20 protein-coding genes are annotated in these 20,294 nt (G+C 72.1%); 14 read left to right on the forward strand and 6 right to left on the reverse strand.

Annotation, left to right across the window (positions count from 1 at the left end):
- The 4 genes from OHN74_RS35695 (at nt 1) to OHN74_RS35710 (ending at nt 4,207) form a co-directional block, all read left to right on the forward strand.
- A complete protein-coding gene (locus OHN74_RS35695) occupies nt 1–795 on the forward strand; it encodes an RNA polymerase sigma factor SigF (protein ID WP_327698686.1) in 795 nt (264 codons plus the stop codon).
- 323 nt (nt 796–1,118) lie between these two features.
- Entirely contained in the window at nt 1,119–1,793 is a 675-nt protein-coding gene (locus OHN74_RS35700) for a hypothetical protein (RefSeq protein ID WP_327698687.1), read from the forward strand.
- A gap of 129 nt (nt 1,794–1,922) precedes the next feature.
- Entirely contained in the window at nt 1,923–3,170 is a 1,248-nt protein-coding gene (locus OHN74_RS35705) for an aminotransferase class I/II-fold pyridoxal phosphate-dependent enzyme (RefSeq protein ID WP_327698688.1), read from the forward strand.
- Nucleotides 3,167–4,207, forward strand: coding sequence for an MBL fold metallo-hydrolase (locus OHN74_RS35710; RefSeq protein ID WP_327698689.1), 1,041 nt, complete (start codon nt 3,167–3,169; stop codon nt 4,205–4,207). The genes OHN74_RS35705 and OHN74_RS35710 overlap by 4 nt, the downstream gene beginning before the upstream one ends.
- A gap of 135 nt (nt 4,208–4,342) precedes the next feature.
- Here the strand turns inward: OHN74_RS35710 and OHN74_RS35715 are convergent, their stop codons facing one another.
- Together OHN74_RS35715 and OHN74_RS35720 are read right to left on the reverse strand one after the other, a co-directional pair.
- Complete coding sequence (locus OHN74_RS35715) at nt 4,343–4,969, reverse strand: DedA family protein (protein ID WP_327700389.1); 627 nt, start codon at nt 4,967–4,969, stop codon at nt 4,343–4,345.
- Nucleotides 4,969–5,745 (reverse strand): MBL fold metallo-hydrolase, encoded by a 777-nt coding sequence (locus tag OHN74_RS35720; protein WP_327698690.1) that lies wholly within the window; start codon nt 5,743–5,745, stop codon nt 4,969–4,971. The genes OHN74_RS35715 and OHN74_RS35720 overlap by 1 nt, the downstream gene beginning before the upstream one ends.
- A 121-nt stretch (nt 5,746–5,866) precedes the next feature.
- On the opposite strand from OHN74_RS35720, the gene OHN74_RS35725 reads away from it, so the two are divergent.
- The 6 genes from OHN74_RS35725 to dnaK all read left to right on the forward strand — a co-directional run bounded on the left by OHN74_RS35725 (nt 5,867) and on the right by dnaK (nt 13,994).
- Entirely contained in the window at nt 5,867–6,301 is a 435-nt protein-coding gene (locus OHN74_RS35725; protein ID WP_327698691.1) for a hypothetical protein, read from the forward strand.
- An 88-nt stretch (nt 6,302–6,389) separates the two neighbouring features.
- Nucleotides 6,390–8,465 (forward strand): phage holin family protein, encoded by a 2,076-nt coding sequence (locus OHN74_RS35730; RefSeq protein WP_327698692.1) that lies wholly within the window; start codon nt 6,390–6,392, stop codon nt 8,463–8,465.
- 116 nt (nt 8,466–8,581) lie between these two features.
- The gene (locus tag OHN74_RS35735) at nt 8,582–9,643 is read left to right on the forward strand and encodes an ATP-binding protein (RefSeq protein ID WP_327698693.1); all 1,062 of its coding nucleotides are present in this window, start codon (nt 8,582–8,584) and stop codon (nt 9,641–9,643) included.
- A complete protein-coding gene (locus OHN74_RS35740; RefSeq protein ID WP_327698694.1) occupies nt 9,640–11,445 on the forward strand; it encodes a vWA domain-containing protein in 1,806 nt (601 codons plus the stop codon). The genes OHN74_RS35735 and OHN74_RS35740 overlap by 4 nt, the downstream gene beginning before the upstream one ends.
- 77 nt (nt 11,446–11,522) lie before the next feature.
- The gene (locus OHN74_RS35745) at nt 11,523–11,951 is read left to right on the forward strand and encodes an OsmC family protein (RefSeq protein ID WP_327698695.1); all 429 of its coding nucleotides are present in this window, start codon (nt 11,523–11,525) and stop codon (nt 11,949–11,951) included.
- 159 nt (nt 11,952–12,110) lie between these two features.
- Nucleotides 12,111–13,994, forward strand: a complete 1,884-nt coding sequence (gene dnaK / locus OHN74_RS35750; RefSeq protein ID WP_327698696.1) for a molecular chaperone DnaK — start codon at nt 12,111–12,113, stop codon at nt 13,992–13,994.
- Nucleotides 13,995–14,073: 79 nt separating this feature from the next.
- Here the strand turns inward: dnaK and OHN74_RS35755 are convergent, their stop codons facing one another.
- A complete protein-coding gene (locus tag OHN74_RS35755; RefSeq protein ID WP_327698697.1) occupies nt 14,074–14,889 on the reverse strand; it encodes an SAM-dependent methyltransferase in 816 nt (271 codons plus the stop codon).
- An 85-nt stretch (nt 14,890–14,974) separates the two neighbouring features.
- Nucleotides 14,975–15,838, reverse strand: a complete 864-nt coding sequence (locus tag OHN74_RS35760; protein ID WP_327698698.1) for a helix-turn-helix domain-containing protein — start codon at nt 15,836–15,838, stop codon at nt 14,975–14,977.
- 233 nt (nt 15,839–16,071) lie between these two features.
- Between OHN74_RS35760 and OHN74_RS35765 the strand changes: the two genes are divergently transcribed.
- Nucleotides 16,072–16,488, forward strand: coding sequence for a hypothetical protein (locus OHN74_RS35765; RefSeq protein WP_327698699.1), 417 nt, complete (start codon nt 16,072–16,074; stop codon nt 16,486–16,488).
- A 19-nt stretch (nt 16,489–16,507) separates the two neighbouring features.
- Here OHN74_RS35765 and OHN74_RS35770 read toward each other — a convergent pair whose 3' ends face one another.
- Nucleotides 16,508–17,386: a helix-turn-helix domain-containing protein gene (locus tag OHN74_RS35770; protein WP_327698700.1), complete on the reverse strand. Its 879-nt coding sequence runs from the start codon at nt 17,384–17,386 to the stop codon at nt 16,508–16,510.
- 159 nt (nt 17,387–17,545) lie between these two features.
- On the opposite strand from OHN74_RS35770, the gene OHN74_RS35775 reads away from it, so the two are divergent.
- Both OHN74_RS35775 and OHN74_RS35780 read left to right on the forward strand, forming a co-directional pair.
- Complete coding sequence (locus tag OHN74_RS35775; RefSeq protein WP_327698701.1) at nt 17,546–17,851, forward strand: 4a-hydroxytetrahydrobiopterin dehydratase; 306 nt, start codon at nt 17,546–17,548, stop codon at nt 17,849–17,851.
- 21 nt (nt 17,852–17,872) lie between these two features.
- A complete protein-coding gene (locus tag OHN74_RS35780) occupies nt 17,873–18,622 on the forward strand; it encodes a class I SAM-dependent methyltransferase (RefSeq protein ID WP_327698702.1) in 750 nt (249 codons plus the stop codon).
- An 89-nt stretch (nt 18,623–18,711) separates the two neighbouring features.
- Here the strand turns inward: OHN74_RS35780 and OHN74_RS35785 are convergent, their stop codons facing one another.
- On the reverse strand, nt 18,712–19,227 hold the full coding sequence (locus OHN74_RS35785; RefSeq protein ID WP_327698703.1) for a hypothetical protein: 516 nt from the start codon (nt 19,225–19,227) through the stop codon (nt 18,712–18,714).
- Nucleotides 19,228–19,286: 59 nt separating this feature from the next.
- Between OHN74_RS35785 and OHN74_RS35790 the strand changes: the two genes are divergently transcribed.
- A complete protein-coding gene (locus OHN74_RS35790) occupies nt 19,287–20,276 on the forward strand; it encodes a helix-turn-helix transcriptional regulator (protein WP_327698704.1) in 990 nt (329 codons plus the stop codon).
- Nucleotides 20,277–20,294: the final 18 nt, after the last annotated feature.

The raw sequence follows: 20,294 nt of genomic DNA on the forward strand, positions 1-20,294 counted from the left end.
ATGCGAACTCGAACGAGTCCGAAGCGCCACCCCCACAACGACGCCCCCGACACCGCGGAGGCGTTCCGCAGGCTTGCCGCGCTCCCTCCGGGTCAGCGGCGCGACACCCTCCGGGCGAAGATCGTCGAGGCCTGGCTGCCCATGGCCGACCGGCTCGCGGGCCGTTTCCGGAGCCGGGGCGAGAGCCTGGACGATCTGCGCCAGGTCGCCGCGTTGGGCCTGGTCAAGGCCGTCGACCGCTACGACCCCGAGCTCGGCAACGCCTTCGAGAGCTATGCCGTCCCCACGATCACCGGTGAGATCAAGCGTCACTTCCGCGACCACATGTGGACCCTGCACGTGCCTCGCCGGGTCCAGGACCTCCGTAACCGCGTACGGTTCGCCACCCAGGACCTGTCGCAGACCATCTCGGGCCGCAGGCCCACCATCGCCGAGATAGCCGAGCACGCCAACATGACCGAGGAGGACGTCAAGGTCGGCCTGGAGGCCCTGGAGAGCTTCACCGCGCTCTCCCTCGACGCCGAACTCCCCGGCAGCGAGGACGGATACTCCCTCAGCGACGCCCTCGGCGCACCCGACCCGGCCCTCGACATCGTCATCGACCGTGAGGCGGTCAAGCCCCGGCTGCAGGCACTGCCCGAGCGTGAACGCGCCATCCTCTACATGCGGTTCTTCGGAGACATGACCCAGAGCTGCATCGCCGAGGAGCTCGGCATCTCCCAGATGCATGTCTCCCGCCTGATCAGCCGCTCCTGCAACCGGCTGCGGGACCAGGTCATGAGGGACGCGGCCTAGACCTGGCCCAGACCGGTCCGGGCCCGTCGCCATCACTGGCAGTGGCAGTTGTCGCGGGCTCCGCGACCGCTCCTGCCGCGCCGCGCCGCGCCGCGCTCACCGAGCCGGAGCAGCTCTGCACTCCGCTGCGCACGCGGTCCGTCGTCGAACGGGCGGGCGGAAGCCGTTGCCCGTCCCGCCGCCGTGGGCAGCGTCACCCGCTCGGGCGCGTCTGTCCCGCGAATGGTGTCCGGCCGCGCGCGCCCCGACGCCGGGCGGGCTGTCATGGGGTGCGGGGCATCACCCGACGTGCCCCGCAGCCGCCGCTCGAAGGAGCCCAGCCCATGCGCCGCACCGCCCGTGTCCTGTCCGCCGCCGCTCTGGCGGGTGCCGCCCTGGGTGCCGCCGCCACGGCCGTGTCCGCGGACGCCGCCGGGGAGGTCAGCCCGGGCACCGTCGGCCCCGGCGGCACCGTCACCGTCTCTGTGGCCTGCGACGCGACCGGCGGGACCCCGCCCGCGTCCATCGACGCGCACTCGCAGGGCTTCGAGCAGGGCACCGTCCAGCTCCAGCAGGTCCCCGGCAACGACGACCAGGTGACCGGCCCCGCCTACAGCGGCACCGCGAAGATCGCGCCCGCCTGGAGCTTCGAGGGCGACCAGAACGCGAGCGCCCCGGCCGCCGAATGGTCGGCCGACGGTACGTGTCCGGGGCAGGCCGGGGGCCAGGGCAAGGCGTGGAAGGCGACGTTCACGGTGACGCGCGACGGCACCGGCACCTGTGGCGCCGGCTCGCACGTCGGTGACCCCCGGAACGGCGACTTCCAGGAGGTGTCCGCCTGCCCCACGCACCCCTCCGAGCCCACGCCCGCGCCGGTGCAGCGCGGGGTGCATGCCGGTCAGGGCGGCGCCTTCACCGACTCCGTGCCCGCACTGGTCGCCGGGGGAGTGCTCATCGCGGGCGCGGGAGGGGCCGCCGTGCACCGGCTGCGGCGCAGGGGAACGTCCACGCGCTCCTGACCCGAGGTGGAGCCCCAGTACAGGGGAAGCAACCCGGGCGGGCTCCCATGGGTCCCTCTGACCGTGGGTACTCGTAGCCGTAGCCACAGCAGGCACAGGAACCGCACCAGCAACCCCGCGGAGGTACGCATGCGGCGGACGGATCCCCAGGGGCACGGCCCCGTCCGCTACGGCCCGCCGTTCCCCGGCGACGGACTCCCCGTCCTGCCCGAACTCGCCGCGGTACTCGCCGCCGCGGCCGGTCGCCCCGACGCCCAGCCGACCGGCGGCGCTCCCGCGCTCCTCGACGCGGCCTGCGGCTACTGGACCCGGCGCGGACTGCCCGCCGAACCCGACCAGGTGGCCGCCGCGCCCGGCGCCCCCGCCCTGCTGCACGCGCTGACCGCCGCGATCGGTGGCGACGTCCTGGTGCCCCGGCCCTGCGCGGCCTGGTGGGCGCCCCAGGTGCGGGCGCTGGGCAGATCCGTGTTCCACGTGGCCACGCCGGCCGAGTGCGGGGGCGTGCCGGACCCGTACGCCCTGCTGGAGACCGTACGGAGGGTGCGTGCCGAGGGCGGCGATCCCCGGCTGCTCGTCCTGTCCGTGGCGGACGACCCGACGGCCACCGTGGCACCACCCGAACTCCTGCACGAGGCCGTCGAGGCCGCCGCCGGAGAAGGGCTCCACCTGGTCAGCGACGAGACCTGGCGCGACACCCTGCACCGGCCCCACGACACCGTGCTGCTCAGCCCGGCCGAGATGCTGCCGGACAGGGTCACCGTCGTCACCGACCTGTGCGGCGCGCTGCTGCCGTCGGGCTGGCCCGCAGCCCTCGCCCGCTTCCCGGCCAACGCCTCCGGGGACGCCCTACGCGCGCGCGTGCTCGACGTACTCACCGCGCTCGGCGCCCGGATCGCCGAACCGGTCGCCGCAGCGGCCGGCTATGCGCTCGGCGAGCCCGAGCCCGTCACCGAACGGCTCACCGCCGCCGTACGCCTGCACGCGCGCGTGGCCACCGCCGCGCACCACGCGGTCGTCGCCGCGGGCTGTCTGGCCCGGCCACCGAGAGCCGGCCGCCATCTGTACGTCGATCTCGGCCCCCTGCGGACCGCGCTCGGCGCCCTGGGTGTCGGCGATGCCCAGGAACTGGAGGACCGCCTCACCGCCCGGCTCGGGATGCCCACGCCGGGCGGTCACCGGTTCGGGGACGACCTCGCGGCACTGCGCGTCCGGCTGGACACGGGCGCGCTGCTCGGTGACACGCCCGAGGAACGAGCGCAGTCGCTCATATCACCCGAACCACTGGAACTGCCACACGTGCGACGCGCGTTGGCCTTGGTGGGATCGATCTTCGACGATCTCTGTGACGACGCTCAGCGACGGGAGCCTCCTCGATGACGCAGCAGTCCGAGTCGACCACGAGCACCAGCACGACTACGAGCGCGAGCGCGACCACCACGACCACCACCTCGACCGAGGCGCTTCGGCCGCTGCGCGGGAGCAGGGCGTGGCCCCGCTCCTTCGCCGACCGGCTGACCACCCCGCTGCCCGGCCTCAAAGGCATGGCCAGATTCGCCAGAGAAGGCGCGGTGCGGCCGACCCCGGAAGGCCTCGCCGACATCCCGCGGCTGCCCTTCGAACCCGGACCGCTGCCCCGCGTGGACGCGCGCACCATCGCCGTCTCCTGGGCGGGGCACGCCAGTTGGGTGGTCAGGATCGGCGGGCTCACCGTCCTCACCGACCCCGTCTGGTCCCGCCGTATCCTCGGCACACCGGCCCGGATCACCCCCGTGGGCGTCGCCTGGAGCGCGCTGCCGCACATCGACGCCGTCGTCATCAGCCACAACCACTACGACCACCTGGACGCCCCGACCCTGCGCAGACTCCCGCGCGACACCCCGGTGTTCGTGCCGGCCGGACTCGGCCGCTGGTTCCGGCGCCGCCGGTTCACCCACGTCACCGAGCTCGACTGGTGGGAGGCGGCCGAACTGGACGGCGTCCGCTTCGACTTCGTACCGGCCCACCACTGGTCCAAGCGCGGCCTCACCGACACCTGTCGCACCCTCTGGGGCGGCTGGGTGCTCACCGACCTGGACGGGCAGCGCGTCTACTTCGCGGGCGACACCGGGTACGGCCACTGGTTCGCCCGCATCGGACAGCGCTACCCAGGCATCGACCTCGCGCTGCTGCCGATCGGCGCGTACGACCCGCGGTGGTGGCTCAGCGACGTCCACTGCGACCCGGAGGAGGCGGTACAGGCCGCCATGGACCTCGGCGCTCGCCGGATGGCGCCCATGCACTGGGCGACCTTCGTGCTGTCCGCCGAGCCGGTGCTCGAACCGCTCACCCGGGTGCGGGCAGCGTGGGAGACGGCCGGCCTGCCCCGAGAGGACCTGTGGGACCTGCCGGTGGGGGGTTCGCGGGTGCTGGGCTGAGTTGTTCTCGCCCCCGCCGCCCCTACCCGTCCCATCCTCGGGGGCTCCGCCCCCGAACCCCCGTATCGCGCTGAACGCGCTCGTCCTCAAACGCCGGACGGGCTGGTGGCGCCGGGCCCGGCCCGGCCCTCCCGCTCAGGCCGCCCCGCGGATCCCACGCACCCGCCGCCACACACTCGGCGCCGCGCTGATCGTCAGCGTCAGCGCGACCGCCGCCACCACGCCCTGCCACGGCTCGTCGAAGAGGGAACCGCCGAGGACGCCGATCAGCTGGTACGTGGCGGCCCAGGCGAGGCAGGCCGGGACGTCGCCGCGGGCGAAGCGGCGCACCGGCCACTTCGCCATCAAGCAGGCCAGCATCACCGGGATGCGGCCGGCAGGCACCAGCCGGGACAGCACCAGGACCGCCACCCCGTGCCGGCTCAGCTTCTCCTGGGCCTGCGCGAGCCGGTCCTCGGGCGCCCGGTTGCGGATCGCCGCCAGCCAGCGCGAGCCGTTCTTCGAGTCCATCCCGCGCCGGCCCAGCCAGTACAGCGCCACATCGCCGAGGAACGCGGCCAGCGAGGCCACCACGAACACCAGGACCATGGCGAGCGGCGCGGTCTGGTGAAAGGCCACCACGGCCGCCGAACTCACCAGCGCCCCCGTCGGCACCACCGGCACCAGCGCCCCGATCAGCACCAGCAGGAACAGCGTCGGATAGCCGATCGCCTGCCCCGCCGACCCCTGCCCCGAGGTCGAGGCGGCGGCCAGGACCACCATCACCGTGCGACCTCCAGGCGCACGCTCTCCCCGTGCTCCAGCCGGTACACGTCGACCGTGGGCGCACGCTCCGCCGCGAGCCGCACGAACTCCTCGCCCGGCGCATGGAACTCATGGGGGCGCACGGCGTCCAGCCCGATCGGCCAGTACGTGCCGTAGTGCACCGGCACCGCGCTGCGCGGCGACAGCCGGGCCAGCGCCTCCGCCGCCCGCTCCGCGTTCAGATGCCCCTCACCGAGATACGGCCCCCAGCCGCCGACCGGCAGCAGCGCCGCGTCGACCGGCCCGACCTCCTCGGCCATCGACGCGAACAGACCCGTGTCCCCGGCGAAATACGTCCGCGCCTCGCCCTCGATCACAAAGCCGAGCGCGGGCGCCCGCTGCGGTCCCACGTTCAGCCGCCGCCCGTCGTGCCGTGCGGACACGGCCCGTACGACCAGGTCCCCGACCTTGGTGTGGTCCCCGGGGGCCACTTCCGTGATGCGGAGATGGGCCAGCCTGCGCGACAGGCCCGGCACCGCCCTCGGCGCCCCCCGGGGCACGATCAGGCGCGCGCCCGGCGCGAGACGCGCGAGAGAGGGCACGTGGAGGTGGTCGGAGTGCAGATGGGAGACGAGCGCCACGTCCGCGCGCCAGGCGCCGGGCGGGGGCAACTCGCCCCGACGACGGCGCAGATGGGCGAGCCGGCGCACGAACAGGGGGTCGGTGAGCACGCGTACGCCCGAGTCCTCGACCGTACAGGTGGCGTGACCCCACCAGGTGATCTCCACCGGCACCCCTTTGCCTCCTTCGCGCGACTCCCCGAAGACTACGGGCAGGAGTAGGGTCGGCGGGAAACCCGGGGCGAGTGGGGAAACCCTGAGGTGAGCGGGGAAGCCCGGAGCTGAGGGGGACGCCATGGGACACACGCACGCCGCCGTCGGCCTGCCCGGTGCGGTACCGAGGGTCACCGCGATCGCCAGCCTGACACCGCTCGAGGAACTGGACGAGGAGCCGTTCCTCGTCGACTCCCGCAGCCAGCACGCGATGTGCGCCCGCTGGGCCGCCGAGCACGGTTACGTCGTCACCCGGGAGCTGCTCGTACGCGGTCTGCGCCCCGACCACGGTGCCCTGTGGAACGGCGTCGAGGCGGGCCTCGACCTCTTCGTGGCGCCCAGCCGGCGGGTCCTGGAGCAGGCGCTGACCTCCGTCGACGAGTTCACCGCCGAGTGCGCGCGGCGCGGGGTGCGGGTCGAGACGGTGGGGTGCGCGGAACCGTCGTACGACGCCCAGATGAAGGCCCGGGTCCACCGCCGCCTCTCCATGCCGACCGCCGGGTACGACGGCCGCTGAACCTTCACCCGGGGCACACCGGGCTCCGCCCGCCCGTTGTGACAGGGTGGGCCCAGGCCAGCCGTGGGGACGGGCCGGGACGTGAGGTGTGCGGGACGTGGGTGCGGGGCGTTGGCGGCGGATCGTCAGCCAGATCGGGCGGAGCGTCGTGGTGTGGGCCGTGTCGACGCTGACGATGCTGGTGCTCGCAGGCATCCTCCCGGACTTCCAGATCCGGACCGGTGACGGCGACAGCGCCACCCGGATCGCGGTCACCGCGGCCATCGGCGCCGGCGCCTTCGGTCTGCTGTCGGCCCTGGCCTGGCCGGTGCTGGTCCGGCTGCTGCTGCTCGTGCCCGCCCTCGTCCTCGGGCTGCTGGTCTTCTTCCTGAACGGCGCACTGCTGCTCGTCGCCCTGCGGCTGACCCCGGCCGACCGTCCCGAGGCGGCCCCGGAGACGGCGGTGGTGGTCGCCGCGGTGATGTCCGCCGTGGCCTCCGCGACGGGCGCGGCCCTGGCCGTACGGGACGACGACGCCTACCGAAGACGTCTCTACCGCCTCGCCGACCGGCGCGGCACCGCACGGCTGATCGAGGGCGCCACGACCCCCGGCGTGGTGTTCCTGCAGCTCGACGGCGTCGGCCACGACGTCCTGGTGCGGGCCGTGGAGAAGGGGCTCATGCCGACCGTGGCGAGCTGGCTGGGCGTCTCCCACCGGCTCACCCCCTGGCGCACCGACTGGTCGAGCCAGACCGGCGCCAGCCAGCTCGGCATCCTGCACGGCACCAACCACGACATCCCGGCCTTCCGCTGGTACGAGAAGGACACCGGGGAGGTCATGGTCTGCAACCGGCCCACCAGCGCCGCCGAACTCCAGCGCCGGGCCGTCGAACGCACCGGCGACGGCGGACTGCTCACCGTCGACGGGGCCAGCCGGGGCAACCTCTTCAGCGGCGGCGCCGACGAGCAGGCCCTCGTGCTGTCCATCGCGGCCCGGCGGCGCGGCCGGGAGAACCGTTCCCGTGCCGGCTACTTCTCCTACTTCTCCGACCCCGCCAACGCCGTCCGCACAGCACTGTCCTTCGTCGCCGAAGTCGGCCGTGAGATCGGCCAGTCGACCGTCGCCCGGATGCGCAAACGGCGCCCGCGGGTCGCTCGCGGCGGCCTCTACCCCTTCATCCGTGCCTTCGCGACCGTCGTCGAGCGGGACGTGGTCGTCGCCGCCGTGATGGGCGACATGCTCGCCGGGCGCACCGCCGTCTACGCCGACCTGGTCGCCTACGACGAGGTCGCCCACCACTCCGGGCCGCACAGCCGGGACGCCGAGAAGGTCCTCCAACGCCTCGACCGGTCCGCCGCGTTGATCGCGCAGGTCGCCGAGCACGCGCCCCGCCCGTACCGGATCGTCCTCCTCTCCGACCACGGGCAGAGCCCCGGCGAGACCTTCCGGGGGCGGTACGGGCTCGGCCTCGGCGAGCTGGTCCGGGCCGGCTGCGGACTGCCCGTACCGCGAAAGGCGCGGCGCACCCACAGCGGGGCCGAGGCGCGGGCCGCCGTGCGTGCCGCGCTGCGGCGGCCCGTCGAGGAGAACGGCGAGCAGCACGTGCCCCCGGGCCGCCACTCCGAACCGCTGGTGCTGGCCTCCGGCAACCTCGGGCTCATCTCCTTCCCGGACGTGCATCACCGCATGACCAAGGAGGAGATCGACGCCCGCCATCCCGCGCTGCTCACCACCCTCGCCAACCATCCCGGCGTCGGCTTCGTCCTCGTCGCAGGCGAGGGGCACGACGGGGTCGTGCTGGGCGCGCACGGGGCGGAGATCCCGGTGGACGAGCTGGACGACGAACACCCTGGTCCGCTGGCCGACTTCGGTCCCGGCGCGGCGGGCGCGGTGCGCCGTACGCACTCCTTCCCGCACACCGCCGACATCATGGTCAACTCCTGGTACGACCCCGCCGAGGGCGAGGTGCTCGCCTTCGAGGAGCAGATCGGCTCGCACGGCGGGCTCGGCGGTGCTCAGGGCAGGCCCTTCCTGATGGCACCCCTCGGACTGTCGGCGGCGGTCGAGGAGGGGGAGGAACTGGTCGGCGCCGAACACATCCACCGCGTACTGCGGCGCTGGCTGCGCGAGTGCAACGGGCCGCAGGTGCCCCTGGGGGTTCCCGGGGACCACCGGGTCGCCTGAGCGCGGGCCGCCGGAAAATCGGCTGCGCTCCCGCGCCCGGGTCACCACACTGTTCGTACCGGGCCTCGCGCTCCTCTGCGCGCTCCCTCCTCCGCGAACCCCCTTGGAGTACCTGCGTGCAGGCTGCCGTCACCGTCACCCCTTCCCGGATTCCGGAGCTGCTGCTCGGTCTCGCGACTGTGCGGCCCGTGTTCCTCTGGGGCGCCCCCGGTATCGGAAAGTCCTCCCTGGTAAGGGAGTTCGCCGAGTCGCTGGGACTGGAGTGCGTGAGCCTGCTCGGTACGCAGCTGGCGCCGGAGGACCTGATCGGCGTACCGCAGATCCGGGACGGGCGGTCCGTGTTCTGTCCACCGGAGGCCATCGCCCGGGACGAGCCGTACTGCCTGTTCCTGGACGAGCTGAACGCGGCCACGCCCGACGTCCAGAAGGCGTTCTACTCGCTGATCCTGGACCGCCGGATCGGCAACTACGAGCTGCCGAAGGGCTCGATCGTGATCGGCGCCGGCAACCGCGCCACGGACAACGCCCTCGCCCGGCCGATCGCCTCCGCACTGATCAACCGCCTCGCCCACGTCCACCTGGAGGCCTCGCCGAAGGACTGGCTGGTCTGGGCCGCGAACAACGACATCCACCCCTGGGTCGTGGACCACCTCACCGACCGCCCCGACCACCTCTGGTCCAAGCCGCCGAAGACAGAGGAGCCCTTCTCCACGCCCCGCTCCTGGCACATGCTCTCCGACGCCCTGCACTCCTTCGGGCCCGCGCTCGACGAGGAGACCCTGAAGGTGATCGCGCACGGAGCGCTGACGCCGACACACGCCACCGCGTTCTGCGGGTACGTCAAGATCGTGCGCAGCCGGTTCGGCATCGACGCGATCATCAAGGGCGACGCGCGCTGGCCGCACCGCATCGAGGACCGCGACCTGCTCTACTACCTCGCCGAGTCGTTCCGCGGGCGGCTGGTCAAGGAACTCCCGGTCAGCAAGGGGCACATGTCGCCGAACGGCCGCGAGGCCGCGTACCGCGCCAAGTCGCTGCTCGTACAGCTCGCCGAGATCTCGGTGGAGGTCGCACAGAGCGTCATCGCCGCCGACGCCGACGGCAACCCCCTGCTGCCCGCCTGGTTCCTGGTCGAGGCGGCGCGGGACATGCCCCGACTGGTGGAGGCGCGGCGGTGAGCCGGGCGAGCCGGCAGGCGCAGCAGAAGAAGAGGGACCTCGCGAAGGAGGCGTACGAGGCCGGACTGGCCCTCGTGCGCGCCAACCCGGCGCTCGGGTCGGTGCGGTTCTCCACCTGCCGGAGCCCGGACTGCGACCTCTCGCCCGTCGACGGACTGGTGTGCACGGACTCCGACGGGGTGCTGCACGCCCATGCCACCCGGCGGGCCGAACCGGCCGGGTGGGCGTGGGCGATCGCGCACGGCCTCATCCACCTCGGCTTCGGGCACGTCCCGGCGGCGAAGGGCGAGCGCGTCCAGCCCGACCGCTACGACATCGCCGCCCGCTGCCTCGTCGTCAACCGTTTCCTGCTCGGCTTCCCGGTCGGCACCGCTCCCGAACTGCTGCCGGCCGCCTACCCCGACGGCGACGAGGAGCAGCTCGCCGCCCGTTGGCGCCGCGCGGGCTCGGTCCCGGCCGCGTTCGAGGGCTGCGGTACGGCGGGCAGCGAACCCGACCAGTGGCTCGAACCGTACGACAAGTGGGCCCCGTCGGTACCCGACTGGCAGCTCGCCTTCGCCCACGCCCTGACCCGCACGATGTCGACGGCGATGGACGTGGCCGGCGGCCGACGCGAGTCCATGTCCGACGAGTCCGCCCGACCGAGGCCCTGGCAGCAGGCGTTGAGCTGGTTCGTCACCTCCTATCCGCTGCTCGGCGGGATCGCGGCCGGCATCAAGGTCGTCGCCGACCTCGAACTCGCGCAGGCGCACGGCATCTCCGTCGCCGCCGTGAACGCGGAGGCGGGCGAGATCTACATCAACCCGCTGCTTCATCTGGACGACGAGGAATGGCGGTTCGTCCTCGCCCACGAGATGCTGCACGCCGCACTGCGCCACGGCGACCGCTGCGGAACACGCGACCCGTACCTCTTCAACGTCGCCTGCGACTACGTCATCAACGGCTGGCTGGCGGAGATGGACGTCGGCACGATGCCCGAAGGGCTGCTGCACGACGCCGAGTTGAAGGGACTCTCGGCGGAGGAGGTGTACGACCGGATCGCGCAGGACCTGCGCCGGATGCGCCGCCTGTCCACCCTGCGCGGAAAGGGCGCCTGCGATGTGCTGGGCGCCCCGCTGGGATCGCCGCGTGACTACGTCGACCTCGACGAGTTCTACCGGCGCGGCCTCGGCCAGGGCCTGAACCTGCACCAGCAGCACGAACGCGGTTACCTGCCCGGCGGGTTGGTGGAGGAGATCCGCGCGCTGAACCATCCGCCGCTGCCCTGGGACGCCCAACTCGCCCGTTGGTTCGACGAGTTCGTGCCCCGCCCGGAGCCCGTACGGTCGTATGCGCGCCCTTCGCGCCGTCAGTCGTCCACCCCCGACATCCCGCGCGCGGGGCGGTACTTCCCGCCCGAGGAGATCGCCCGCTGCACGTTCGGGGTCGTGCTGGACACCTCCGGGTCGATGGACCGGACGCTGCTCGGGAAGGCGCTGGGCGCGATCGCCTCGTACGCCGGAGCACGGGACGTACCGGCGGCGCGGGTCGTGTTCTGCGATGCCGCCGCGCACGACGCGGGCTATCTGCCGGTCACCGAGATCGCCGAACGGGTCCGGGTGCACGGCCGCGGCGGGACCGTGCTCCAGCCCGGCATCGACGTGCTGCACCGGGCCGACGACTTTCCCCCGGGGGCGCCCGTGCTGGTCATCACGGACGGCTGGTGCGACGTCCTGCGGGTGCGACGCGAGCACGCCTATCTGATTCCGCAGGGCGCTCGTCTGCCGTTCACCGCCCGTGGGCCGGTCTTTAGGGTGCAGTGAGCCGGAAGTCGGCCGGAGTGTGATCGGATGGGGGATACGGAACCCCGGCTTCGGGACCACACGCGAAAGGATGAACCGTGGCTACCACGCGCTCTGCACACACCGTCTGGGAAGGCAACCTGTTGGAGGGCAACGGCGTTGTCACCTTCGACTCCTCCGGTGCCATCGCCGAGCAGCCCGTGACGTGGGCCTCGCGCGCCCAGGACGCGAACGGCAAGACCAGCCCCGAGGAGCTGATCGCCGCCGCCCACTCCAGCTGCTTCTCGATGGCGTTCTCGCACGCCCTGGCCGGTGCGGGAACCCCGGCCACCAAGCTCCTGACCTCGGCCGACGTCACCTTCCAGCCGGGTGAGGGCATCACCGGCATCCACCTCACGGTGGAGGGCACGGTGCCGGGCATCGACGAGGACGCCTTCGTCGCCGCCGCCGAGGACGCCAAGCAGAACTGCCCGGTCAGCAAGGCCCTGACCGGCACGACGATCACGCTGTCGGCGAAGCTCGCCTGACGTTCGCCCACGCACCCTGCCGCGCTCCTCGATGTCCGAGGTGCGCGGCATCGTCGTTTTCGGGGTACTTCAAAGAAGGAGCCCGGAGGAAGGACTGACGAGCAGGCACTCAGGTCTTGTGGTGGAGGGCGGGAAGCGTCCTGGCGGAAGGGGACAGCTGTGGCACGTGCGGTCGGGATCGATCTGGGGACCACGAACTCGGTGGTGGCCGTGCTGGAGGGCGGTGAGGCCACCGTCGTCGCGAACGCCGAGGGAGCGAGGACCACACCGTCCGTCGTGGCCTTCGCGAAGAACGGTGAGGTGCTCGTCGGAGAGGTCGCCAAGCGGCAGGCCGTGACGAACGTGGAGCGCACGGCCCGCTCCGTCAAGCGTCATATGGGCGACGGTCATTGGCGGTTCCCCGAACAGGGATCCGTGGACGGCACCCGCTACCGCGCCCAGGAGCTGTCCGCGCGCGTGCTCCAGAAGCTGAAGCGGGACGCGGAGGCGTATCTCGGCGAGGACGTCTCGGACGCGGTGATCACCGTGCCGGCGTACTTCGACGACTCCCAGCGGCAGGCCACCAAGGAGGCCGGAGAGATCGCCGGCCTCAAGGTGCTGCGGATCATCAACGAACCGACCGCCGCCGCCCTCGCGTACGGCCTCGACCGGGGCGAGGAGCAGACCGTGCTCGTCTTCGACCTGGGCGGCGGCACCTTCGACGTGTCGCTCCTGGAGATCGGCGACGGCGTCATCGAGGTCAAGGCGACCAACGGCGACACCGGGCTCGGCGGCGACGACTGGGACCAGCGGATCGTCGACCACCTCGTCAAACGCTTCAAGGGGCAGCACGGCATCGACCTCGCGGGCGACAAGATGGCGCTGCAACGGCTGCGCGAGGGCGCGGAGAAGGCGAAGATCGAGCTGTCGAGTTCGTCGGAGACGACGATCAACCTGCCCTACATCACCGCCTCCGCGGAGGGTCCGCTGCACCTGGAGGAGAAGCTGACGCGCTCCCAGTTCCAGGAGCTGACCGCCGACCTGCTCGACCGCTGCAAGAAGCCCTTCAACCAGGCGATCAAGGACGCGGGGGTGGAGCTCGCAGCGATCGACCACGTGACCCTGGTCGGCGGCTCGACCCGGATGCCCGCCGTCACCGAACTGGTCAAGGAACTCACCGGCAAGGAACCGCACAAGGGCGTCAACCCGGACGAGGTGGTCGCCCTGGGAGCGACCCTCCAGGCGGGCGTCATCCGCGGTGACGTGAAGGACGTCCTGCTGCTCGACGTCACCCCGCTGTCCCTCGGCATCGAGACCAAGGGCGGCATCATGACCAAGCTCATCGAGCGCAACACCACGATCCCGACCCGGCGTTCGGAGATCTTCACGACGGCCGCCGACAACCAGCCCTCGGTGGGCATCCAGGTCTACCAGGGCGAACGTGAAATCGCCGCGTACAACAAGAAGTTGGGCGTCTTCGACCTCACCGGGCTGCCGCCGGCCCCACGAGGCGTGCCGCAGATCGAGGTCGCCTTCGACATCGACGCCAACGGGATCATGCACGTCTCGGCGAAGGACCTGGCCACCGGCCGGGAACAGAAGATGACCGTCACGGGCGGCTCGGCGCTCCCCAAGGACGACATCGACCGCATGATGCGCGAGGCCGAGCAGTACGCCGATGAGGACCGCAGGCGCCGGGAGGCGGCCGAGACGCGCAACCAGGCCGAGCAACTCGTCTACCAGACCGAGAAGTTCGTGCGGGACAACGAGGAACGGGTGCCGGGGGAGGCGAAGTCGGAGGTCGCGGATGCCGTTGCCGAGCTGAAGGGGCTCCTGGCGCAGGAGAGCGACATCAGTGCGCTGCGGGCCGGTGTAGAGAAACTCGCCACCGTCAGCCAGCGGATGGGGCAGGCGATGTACGCGCAGGCTCAGCAACAGTCTCCGACGGAGGGACACGGCACCGGTGACACCGCCCCGGCGGGGGAGGACGAGGGTGTGGTGGAGGCGGAGATTGTCGATGACGAGGGGGACGAGCGTGGTGACGCGAAGGGGCAGGGGGTGTAGGTGGTTCGCGGGCTGCGGGTTCGTTGTGGCTGGTCGCGCAGTTCCCCGCGCCCCTGGAGGGGCGCGGGGCGCGCCACCTTCAGAGTTTGCGGGCCACCCCTGCGTACACCGGCACGATGCCCTCTGCCTGGATTGCCACGTCCTCCGGGTCCGGGCGCCAGCCGGAGACGGGGATCACGCCGGGGCCCAGTAGCTCCAGGCCGTCGAAGAAGCGGTGGAACTCCGTGAGGGAGCGGGGGAAGAAGGGGGTGCCGCTGCGCCGGAAGTTCTCGGCGGCCTTCGCGATGGCCTCGGGGCTGAGGTCGGGGGTGACCTGGGAGAGGATCAGGTAGCTGCCGGGGGCGAGTGCCTCGACGTACTTCTTCAGCAGGCCGTGCACGTCGTCGCCGTCGGGCTCGTCGCCGAGGTAGTGGGTCAGCGCGACCAGCGACAGCGCGACGGGCCGGGTGAAGTCCAGGGACTCGGCGGCCAGGCGCAGGATCGTCTCCGGGTCGCGGGCGTCGGCGTGCACGTAGTCGGTGGTGCCCTCGGCCGTACCGTGCAGCAGGGCCTGTGCGTGCCGCAGGACGATCGGGTCGTTGTCCGCGTACACCACCTTGGCCTCGGGAGCGACGCCCTGGGCCACCTGGTGCAGGTTCGGCTCGGTGGGGATACCCGTGCCGATGTCGAGGAACTGGCGGATCCCGGCCTCGGCTGCGGTCCGCGTGGCGCGTTGCATGAACCGGCGGTTGGCGCGTGCGCCGCGCAGCACCGTGCCGTCGACGGCGAGGATCCTGCGGGCCAGCTCCTCGTCCACCGGGTAGTTGTCCTTGCCACCGAGCCACCAGTCGTAGACCCGGGCGGGATGCGGTCTGCTGGTGTCTATGCGGGTGGGCGCGCCCTCGGGTGCGGTCATGCGGTGTGCTCCTCAAGTGCCGTGAGTTCGTTCTCGTAGGTGCTGCGGCCGGTTCTGTGGATCGGCGGACCAGTGGATCAGCGGGTCAGTAGCCGTCGCGGTACTCGGCGATGATCTCCTTGGTGCGCTGGGCCGACGCGGCACCCGCCGTCATGTGGTCCAGGACCTCCAGATACGAGGCGACCTCCCGGCGGGAGTCCAGATAGAGCGCACCGGTCAGGTACTCGGTGTAGACCATGTCGGGCAGTTCCGGCTCGGCGAAGCGGAACAGTTCGAAGGGCGCCGACGTGCCCGGATGCGGGCCGTCCCTGAACTCGGCGACCTGGATGGTGACATGGCCGCTCTCCGACGCGTCGAGGAGCCGGTCCAGCTGGTCGCGCATGACCTGGCCGTCGATGCTCACGGGCCTTCGCAGCACGGTCTCGTCGATGATCACCCAGAGGTGGGGCGGGTGTTCGCGGGTCAGCAGCTTCTGCCGGGCCATGCGCAACGACACATGCCGCTCGACCGCCTCGGGGCCCGTGTGCCCGATCGTCCCGGCCTCCATGACGGCACGCGCGTACTCCGGGGTCTGCAACAGGCCGGGCACGAAGTGCGGTTCGTAGGAGCGGATCAGCCGGGCGGAGCCCTCCAGGCTCACATGCATGCTGAACCAGTCCGGCAGGACGTCGGAGAACCGCTGCCACCAGCCGGGCGCGTTCGCCTCCTCGGTCAGGTCCACGAAGATGGCCACTTCGTCCTCGGGGACGCCGTACGCCGTCAACAGCACATGTACGTACGGGATCTTGAGGGAGACCTCGGCCATTTCCATCCGCCGTACGGTCGCCGGGGCCACCCGCAGGACTCGCGCGGCCTCTTCCCGTTTCAGCCCGGCGGCCTCGCGCAGCTCCTGGAGCCGTCGCCCGAGCACCACTTGGCCCACGGTGGGCGCAGCCCGCCGCTCACTCACGCCACGCCTCCCCTACGCGCCGAAGTAACGCGAGCAGTGTGTCACGTTCCGCAGTCGGCCCGACAGGTCGGAGGCCCGGAGATTACCCGGGAGGTAATCGACCCCGGTGGGCCCGCGCGGAAGAGTGGTGTCAACGGGTTCCGGGGCGGCGCACTCCGGTCCGGAACCCGGTTCAGGTCCTGTTTCGACCTCTGCCCCGACTTCTGCCTCGACCTCGATGGAGGGAATCCGCCATGCCCGCAACCCAGTTCGCCGCGCTCGCCGCCCGGTCCGCCGAACCGTCCGTGATGCTGCGCCGTTTCCTGGCGCTGGACGCGTCGGTGACCGGCGCGAACGCGATCGCCTATCTGGTGGCGGCCGGACCGCTCGCCCGTTTCCTCGGCGTCGGCTCGGGACTGCTGCTCGAACTCGGCGTCTTCCTCGCCGTGTACGCCGGGGCCGTCGGATGGCTGGCCTCGCGCGAACGTCCGGCAGTGCTGCCGGTGCGGATGGTGATCGAGATCAACCTCGCCTGGGCGGTGCTCAGTTGCGTCGCGCCGGCCCTGTGGCTCACCCCGAGCACGGCAGGGGCGGTGTGGACGGTGCTGCAGGCGGCCGTCGTGGCGGGGTTCGCCGCGCTGCAGTACGTATCGCTGAGGGCGGGGCGCTGAGAGGTCGCTGTGACTGCTCTCAACTCATCATCGAGTGAAGGTATTCGACCGTCGCCGGGTCGGCCGGGAGAAGTGTCTCGATGGCCAGCTCGGCGACGGTGACGTCCATCGGGGTGTTGAAGGTGGAGATCGACGAGACGAAGGAGAGCACTCGGCCCTCGTGCTCGATCCGCATCGGCAGCGCGAACTCGAACGTGGACGTGGATGCGGACGCGGAGTCGGAGTGGTCCTTCCGGTCCCCCTGGCTCTCCCGTGTCTCCGGCGCCGGGTACGCGGCGACCTCCTCGTACAGCGCGCGCAGCGGGTCCGAGCGGTGCAGGGCGATCTGGCGTTCCATCTGGGCGAGCAGATGCCCGCGCCACTCGGGGAAGTTGCGGATGCGCGGGGCCAGGCCCTCCGGGTGCAGGGTCAGGCGCATCGCGTTCAGCGGGGGCGCCAGCACGGACTCGGGGAGACCGTCGAGGAGCATCAGGATGCCCCGGTTGGCGGCCAGGACGTCGTACGTGGCGTCGACCACGAACGCCGGGTAGGGCTCGTAGCCCCGGATCAGCCGCTCGACGCCGTCGCGCAGGGACTCCAGGGCCGGGTCGTCGAGCGGGGTCTCGCGGTAGCGCGGGGCGTAACCGGCCGCCAGGAGCAGGGCGTTGCGGTCCCGGACCGGGACGTCCAGGTGTTCCGCCAGCCGCAGGAGCAGGTCCTCGCCCGGGCGGGAGCGGCCCGTCTCGACGAAGCTGATGTGGCGGGCGGACGAGTCGGCCCGCAGTGCCAGTTCGAGCTGGCTGACGCGTCGCCGCTCCCGCCAGTCCCGCAGCAGCGGACCGACTCCCTCGCGCGGCTTCCGAGCCTTGTCCGTGGGGGCGATGGGGCGGGCCGCGCCGCCGGTAGGGACCGTGGTCATGCGACGACCGTAGCCGAGGAACGTCGGCGAGGGGGTGGACGGACGAGCGGCCGGTACCCGAAGCGCGAAACGGTCGGCGGGCACCCTCCTGACCTGGGCCGGAACGCCCGGCCTGTGGCACGCTTGGAGGGCACCCCACATCAGGGAAGGAGCGTGGCCATGGCCGTCGAACCGCTGTCGCAGAAGGAGATCGAGGACCGGTTGGCGGAGCTGCCTGGCTGGTCGCTCGTCGGAGACCGTATCGCCCGTTCCTACCGTCTCGGCTCGCACTTCGCCGCGACGGCGCTGGTCATCCACATCGCCCAGGTCCAGGAGGAACTGGGCCACCACTCCGACCTCACCCTCGGCTACGACACCGTGTCACTCACCGTGAACACCCACAGCGCGGGCGGCGCTGTCACGGACCTCGACTTCCGGCTCGCCCGCAGAGTCGAGGCCCTCGCACCGGGGCATGGGGCGAGCTGACCGGGCCGAGGGACCGCGATCGTGCTGGACTACAACCAGGAGGCGGAGCGGTACGACGCCTCGCGCGGCGGCGAGCCCAGGGCGGCGGCCGCCGCTAAGGCCGTACTGGGTCTCGTACCCGAGGAGACGCGCAGCCTGCTCGACGTGGGGTGCGGTACGGGCATCGTGACCCGGCGGCTCGCGGCGGCGCGGGCCGGGATGCGGGTGGTGGGCGTCGACCTGACCGACGCGATGGCCAGACGGGCCGCCGCCCGGCTGCCCGGTGCCGTCGTACTCGCAGACAGTCGTCAACTCCCCTTTGCAGAAAGCCGGTTGGAGGCGGTGACGAGTGTGTGGCTGCTGCATCTCGCCGGTCGGGCCGAGGATGTCGGGGCCATCGTGGGGGAGTGCGCGCGGGTACTGCGGCCGGGCGGGGTGTACGTCACCACCGTCGACAAGGGCGCCTCGCACAACGTGGGCAGTGACATCGACGCCGTCCTCGCCTCGCGTCCCTGGCGCGCGGCACCGGACGCTGCCGCCGTCGTCGAGGCGCACGCCGTCGGGCACGGCCTGGTTCCGGCGGGGGAGGCGCGCTTCCCGGGGCGCGGCCAGGGGCGCAGTCCCCGGCGGGCCGTCGCGGACCTGCGGCGCGGGTGGTTCATGACGTTACCGCCGGGCGACCCGCTCGCCGACGGCTTCGCCGCCCGCCTGGAGGCGCTGCCCGACCAGGACCGCCCCCGCCCGGACCCGGTGTTCACGCTGCGGGCGTTCCGGAAGCCGTGGTCGTCCTGAGGAACCATGCTTCCGGGGGCATGGGCCGGTGCGGCGGCGGTTGTGGACCGTCCACTCGCCGGGCAGGAAGTCGAATTCGCGCGGGCTGCTCATGAGCGGTCTCCGGTGGTTCCCTCGGGCAGGCTGTCGACCAAGTAGGCGTTGAGGTCGGGGACTTGGGGCACCAGCAAGTGCCGTACCCAGGCGTCGCGTTCGTGCAGGATCGGCGGCAGCTCCCAGACACAGCCGATCCAGGGGGTGTCAGGCGTGACGAAGTGCGTGGGGTCACGGTCCGGGCAGCCCAGCACCGGCTGGCCCGCCGCCGCGCCCCGGAAGTGCAGGACGTTGTCCCACACCCAGCTGTACGCGTTGAGGTAGGCGCCGTCGTCGCCGCCCCGGTGCAGGACGACGAAGGTGGCGGGCGGGGTACCGTCCGGCTCCGGGAGCAGCTTCGGCAGCATCGCGTACGCGGCCTCCTGGACGTCGGGGGCGATGCCGCCCGGGTCGGCCGTGACGTGGTAGCGCTTGATGTGCCGGCCGGCCACCACGATGGGTGGGAGGACGGTCAGCAGTTTCTCGGCGAACGGGGTGACAGCGGTGACGGGGGTACCGGGGGCGTTGGGCATGAGGGGACGCTAAGGCCACTTCCCTGACATCCTGTGGCAGTGAAGTGGGTGAGGTTCGCGTGAGGTCCAGTCGGCTGCTGTCCGTCCTGCTGCTGCTCCAGACCCGGGGGCGGATGACCGCCGCCCAGCTCGCCGAGGAGCTGGAGGTCTCGGTGCGCACGGTCTACCGGGACGTCGAGGCGCTGAGCGCGGCGGGCGTGCCGCTGTACGGCGACGCGGGTCACGCCGGCGGCTACCGTCTGCTCGACGGCTACCGCACCCGGCTGACGGGCCTGAACGCCGACGAGGCCGAGGCCCTGTTCCTCGCCGGGGTGCCGGGACCGGCCGCCGAGCTGGGCCTCGGTTCGGTCCTCGCCGCCGCCCAGCTCAAGGTCCGCGCCGCACTGCCGCCGGAACTGCGCGCCCACGCCGACCGGATCAGCGGCCGCTTCCACCTCGACGCGCCCGGTTGGTACGCGGATGCCGAGGAGACGCCGTACCTCCCGGCGGTCGCCGACGCGGTGTGGAACAGCCGTGTCCTGCACGTCCTGTACCGGCGCTGGGCCGAACCCACCGATGTGGAGCGCCGCCTGGAGCCGTACGGACTGGTGCTGAAGGCGGGGCGCTGGTACGTCGTCGCGGGACCCGGGCCCCGCACCTTCCGTGTCGACCAGATCCTCGAACTCATGGCGTCCGGTGCGGAGTTCGTCCGCCCCGACACCTTCGACCTGGCCGCGCACTGGACGGCGTACCAGCGTGACTTCCATGACCGGCTGCACCGCGGCGAGGCGGTGGTGCGGCTCGCGCCCGGCGTGCGGCTGCCGAGGCCCGCATCCGACGCCGTCGAGGCCAACGGCCGTACCGATGAACAGGGTTGGACCCTGGCGACGGTACCGATCGAGTCCGTCGACCGCGCCCACGAGGAGTTCCTGAGACTGGGTACGGGCGTCGAGGTGCTGGCGCCGGCCGAACTGCGGGAGCGGATCGCGCGGACGGTGACGGAACTGGCCGCGCGATACGGCAACTTGGCGCACACGAGCGGCAACTCCCTTGCTGACGGCGGCGACTGAGGAGTGGAACCCGTCCGC

Source organism: Streptomyces sp. NBC_00459, assembly GCF_036013955.1.
GTDB lineage: Bacteria > Actinomycetota > Actinomycetes > Streptomycetales > Streptomycetaceae > Streptomyces.

Excerpts from the sequence above, each read along its gene's own strand:
- OHN74_RS35765 (WP_327698699.1), top strand. The coding sequence starts at position 16,072 with ATGCCCGCAACCCAGTTCGCCGCGCTCGCCGCCCGGTCCGCCGAACCG.
- OHN74_RS35695 (WP_327698686.1), top strand. The coding sequence starts at position 1 with ATGCGAACTCGAACGAGTCCGAAGCGCCACCCCCACAACGACGCCCCC.
- OHN74_RS35710 (WP_327698689.1), top strand. The coding sequence starts at position 3,167 with ATGACGCAGCAGTCCGAGTCGACCACGAGCACCAGCACGACTACGAGC.
- OHN74_RS35725 (WP_327698691.1), top strand. The coding sequence starts at position 5,867 with ATGGGACACACGCACGCCGCCGTCGGCCTGCCCGGTGCGGTACCGAGG.
- OHN74_RS35770 (WP_327698700.1), bottom strand. The coding sequence starts at position 17,386 with ATGACCACGGTCCCTACCGGCGGCGCGGCCCGCCCCATCGCCCCCACG.
- OHN74_RS35775 (WP_327698701.1), top strand. The coding sequence starts at position 17,546 with ATGGCCGTCGAACCGCTGTCGCAGAAGGAGATCGAGGACCGGTTGGCG.
- OHN74_RS35705 (WP_327698688.1), top strand. The coding sequence starts at position 1,923 with ATGCGGCGGACGGATCCCCAGGGGCACGGCCCCGTCCGCTACGGCCCG.
- OHN74_RS35785 (WP_327698703.1), bottom strand. The coding sequence starts at position 19,227 with ATGCCCAACGCCCCCGGTACCCCCGTCACCGCTGTCACCCCGTTCGCC.
- OHN74_RS35715 (WP_327700389.1), bottom strand. The coding sequence starts at position 4,969 with ATGGTGGTCCTGGCCGCCGCCTCGACCTCGGGGCAGGGGTCGGCGGGG.
- OHN74_RS35700 (WP_327698687.1), top strand. The coding sequence starts at position 1,119 with ATGCGCCGCACCGCCCGTGTCCTGTCCGCCGCCGCTCTGGCGGGTGCC.
- OHN74_RS35755 (WP_327698697.1), bottom strand. The coding sequence starts at position 14,889 with ATGACCGCACCCGAGGGCGCGCCCACCCGCATAGACACCAGCAGACCG.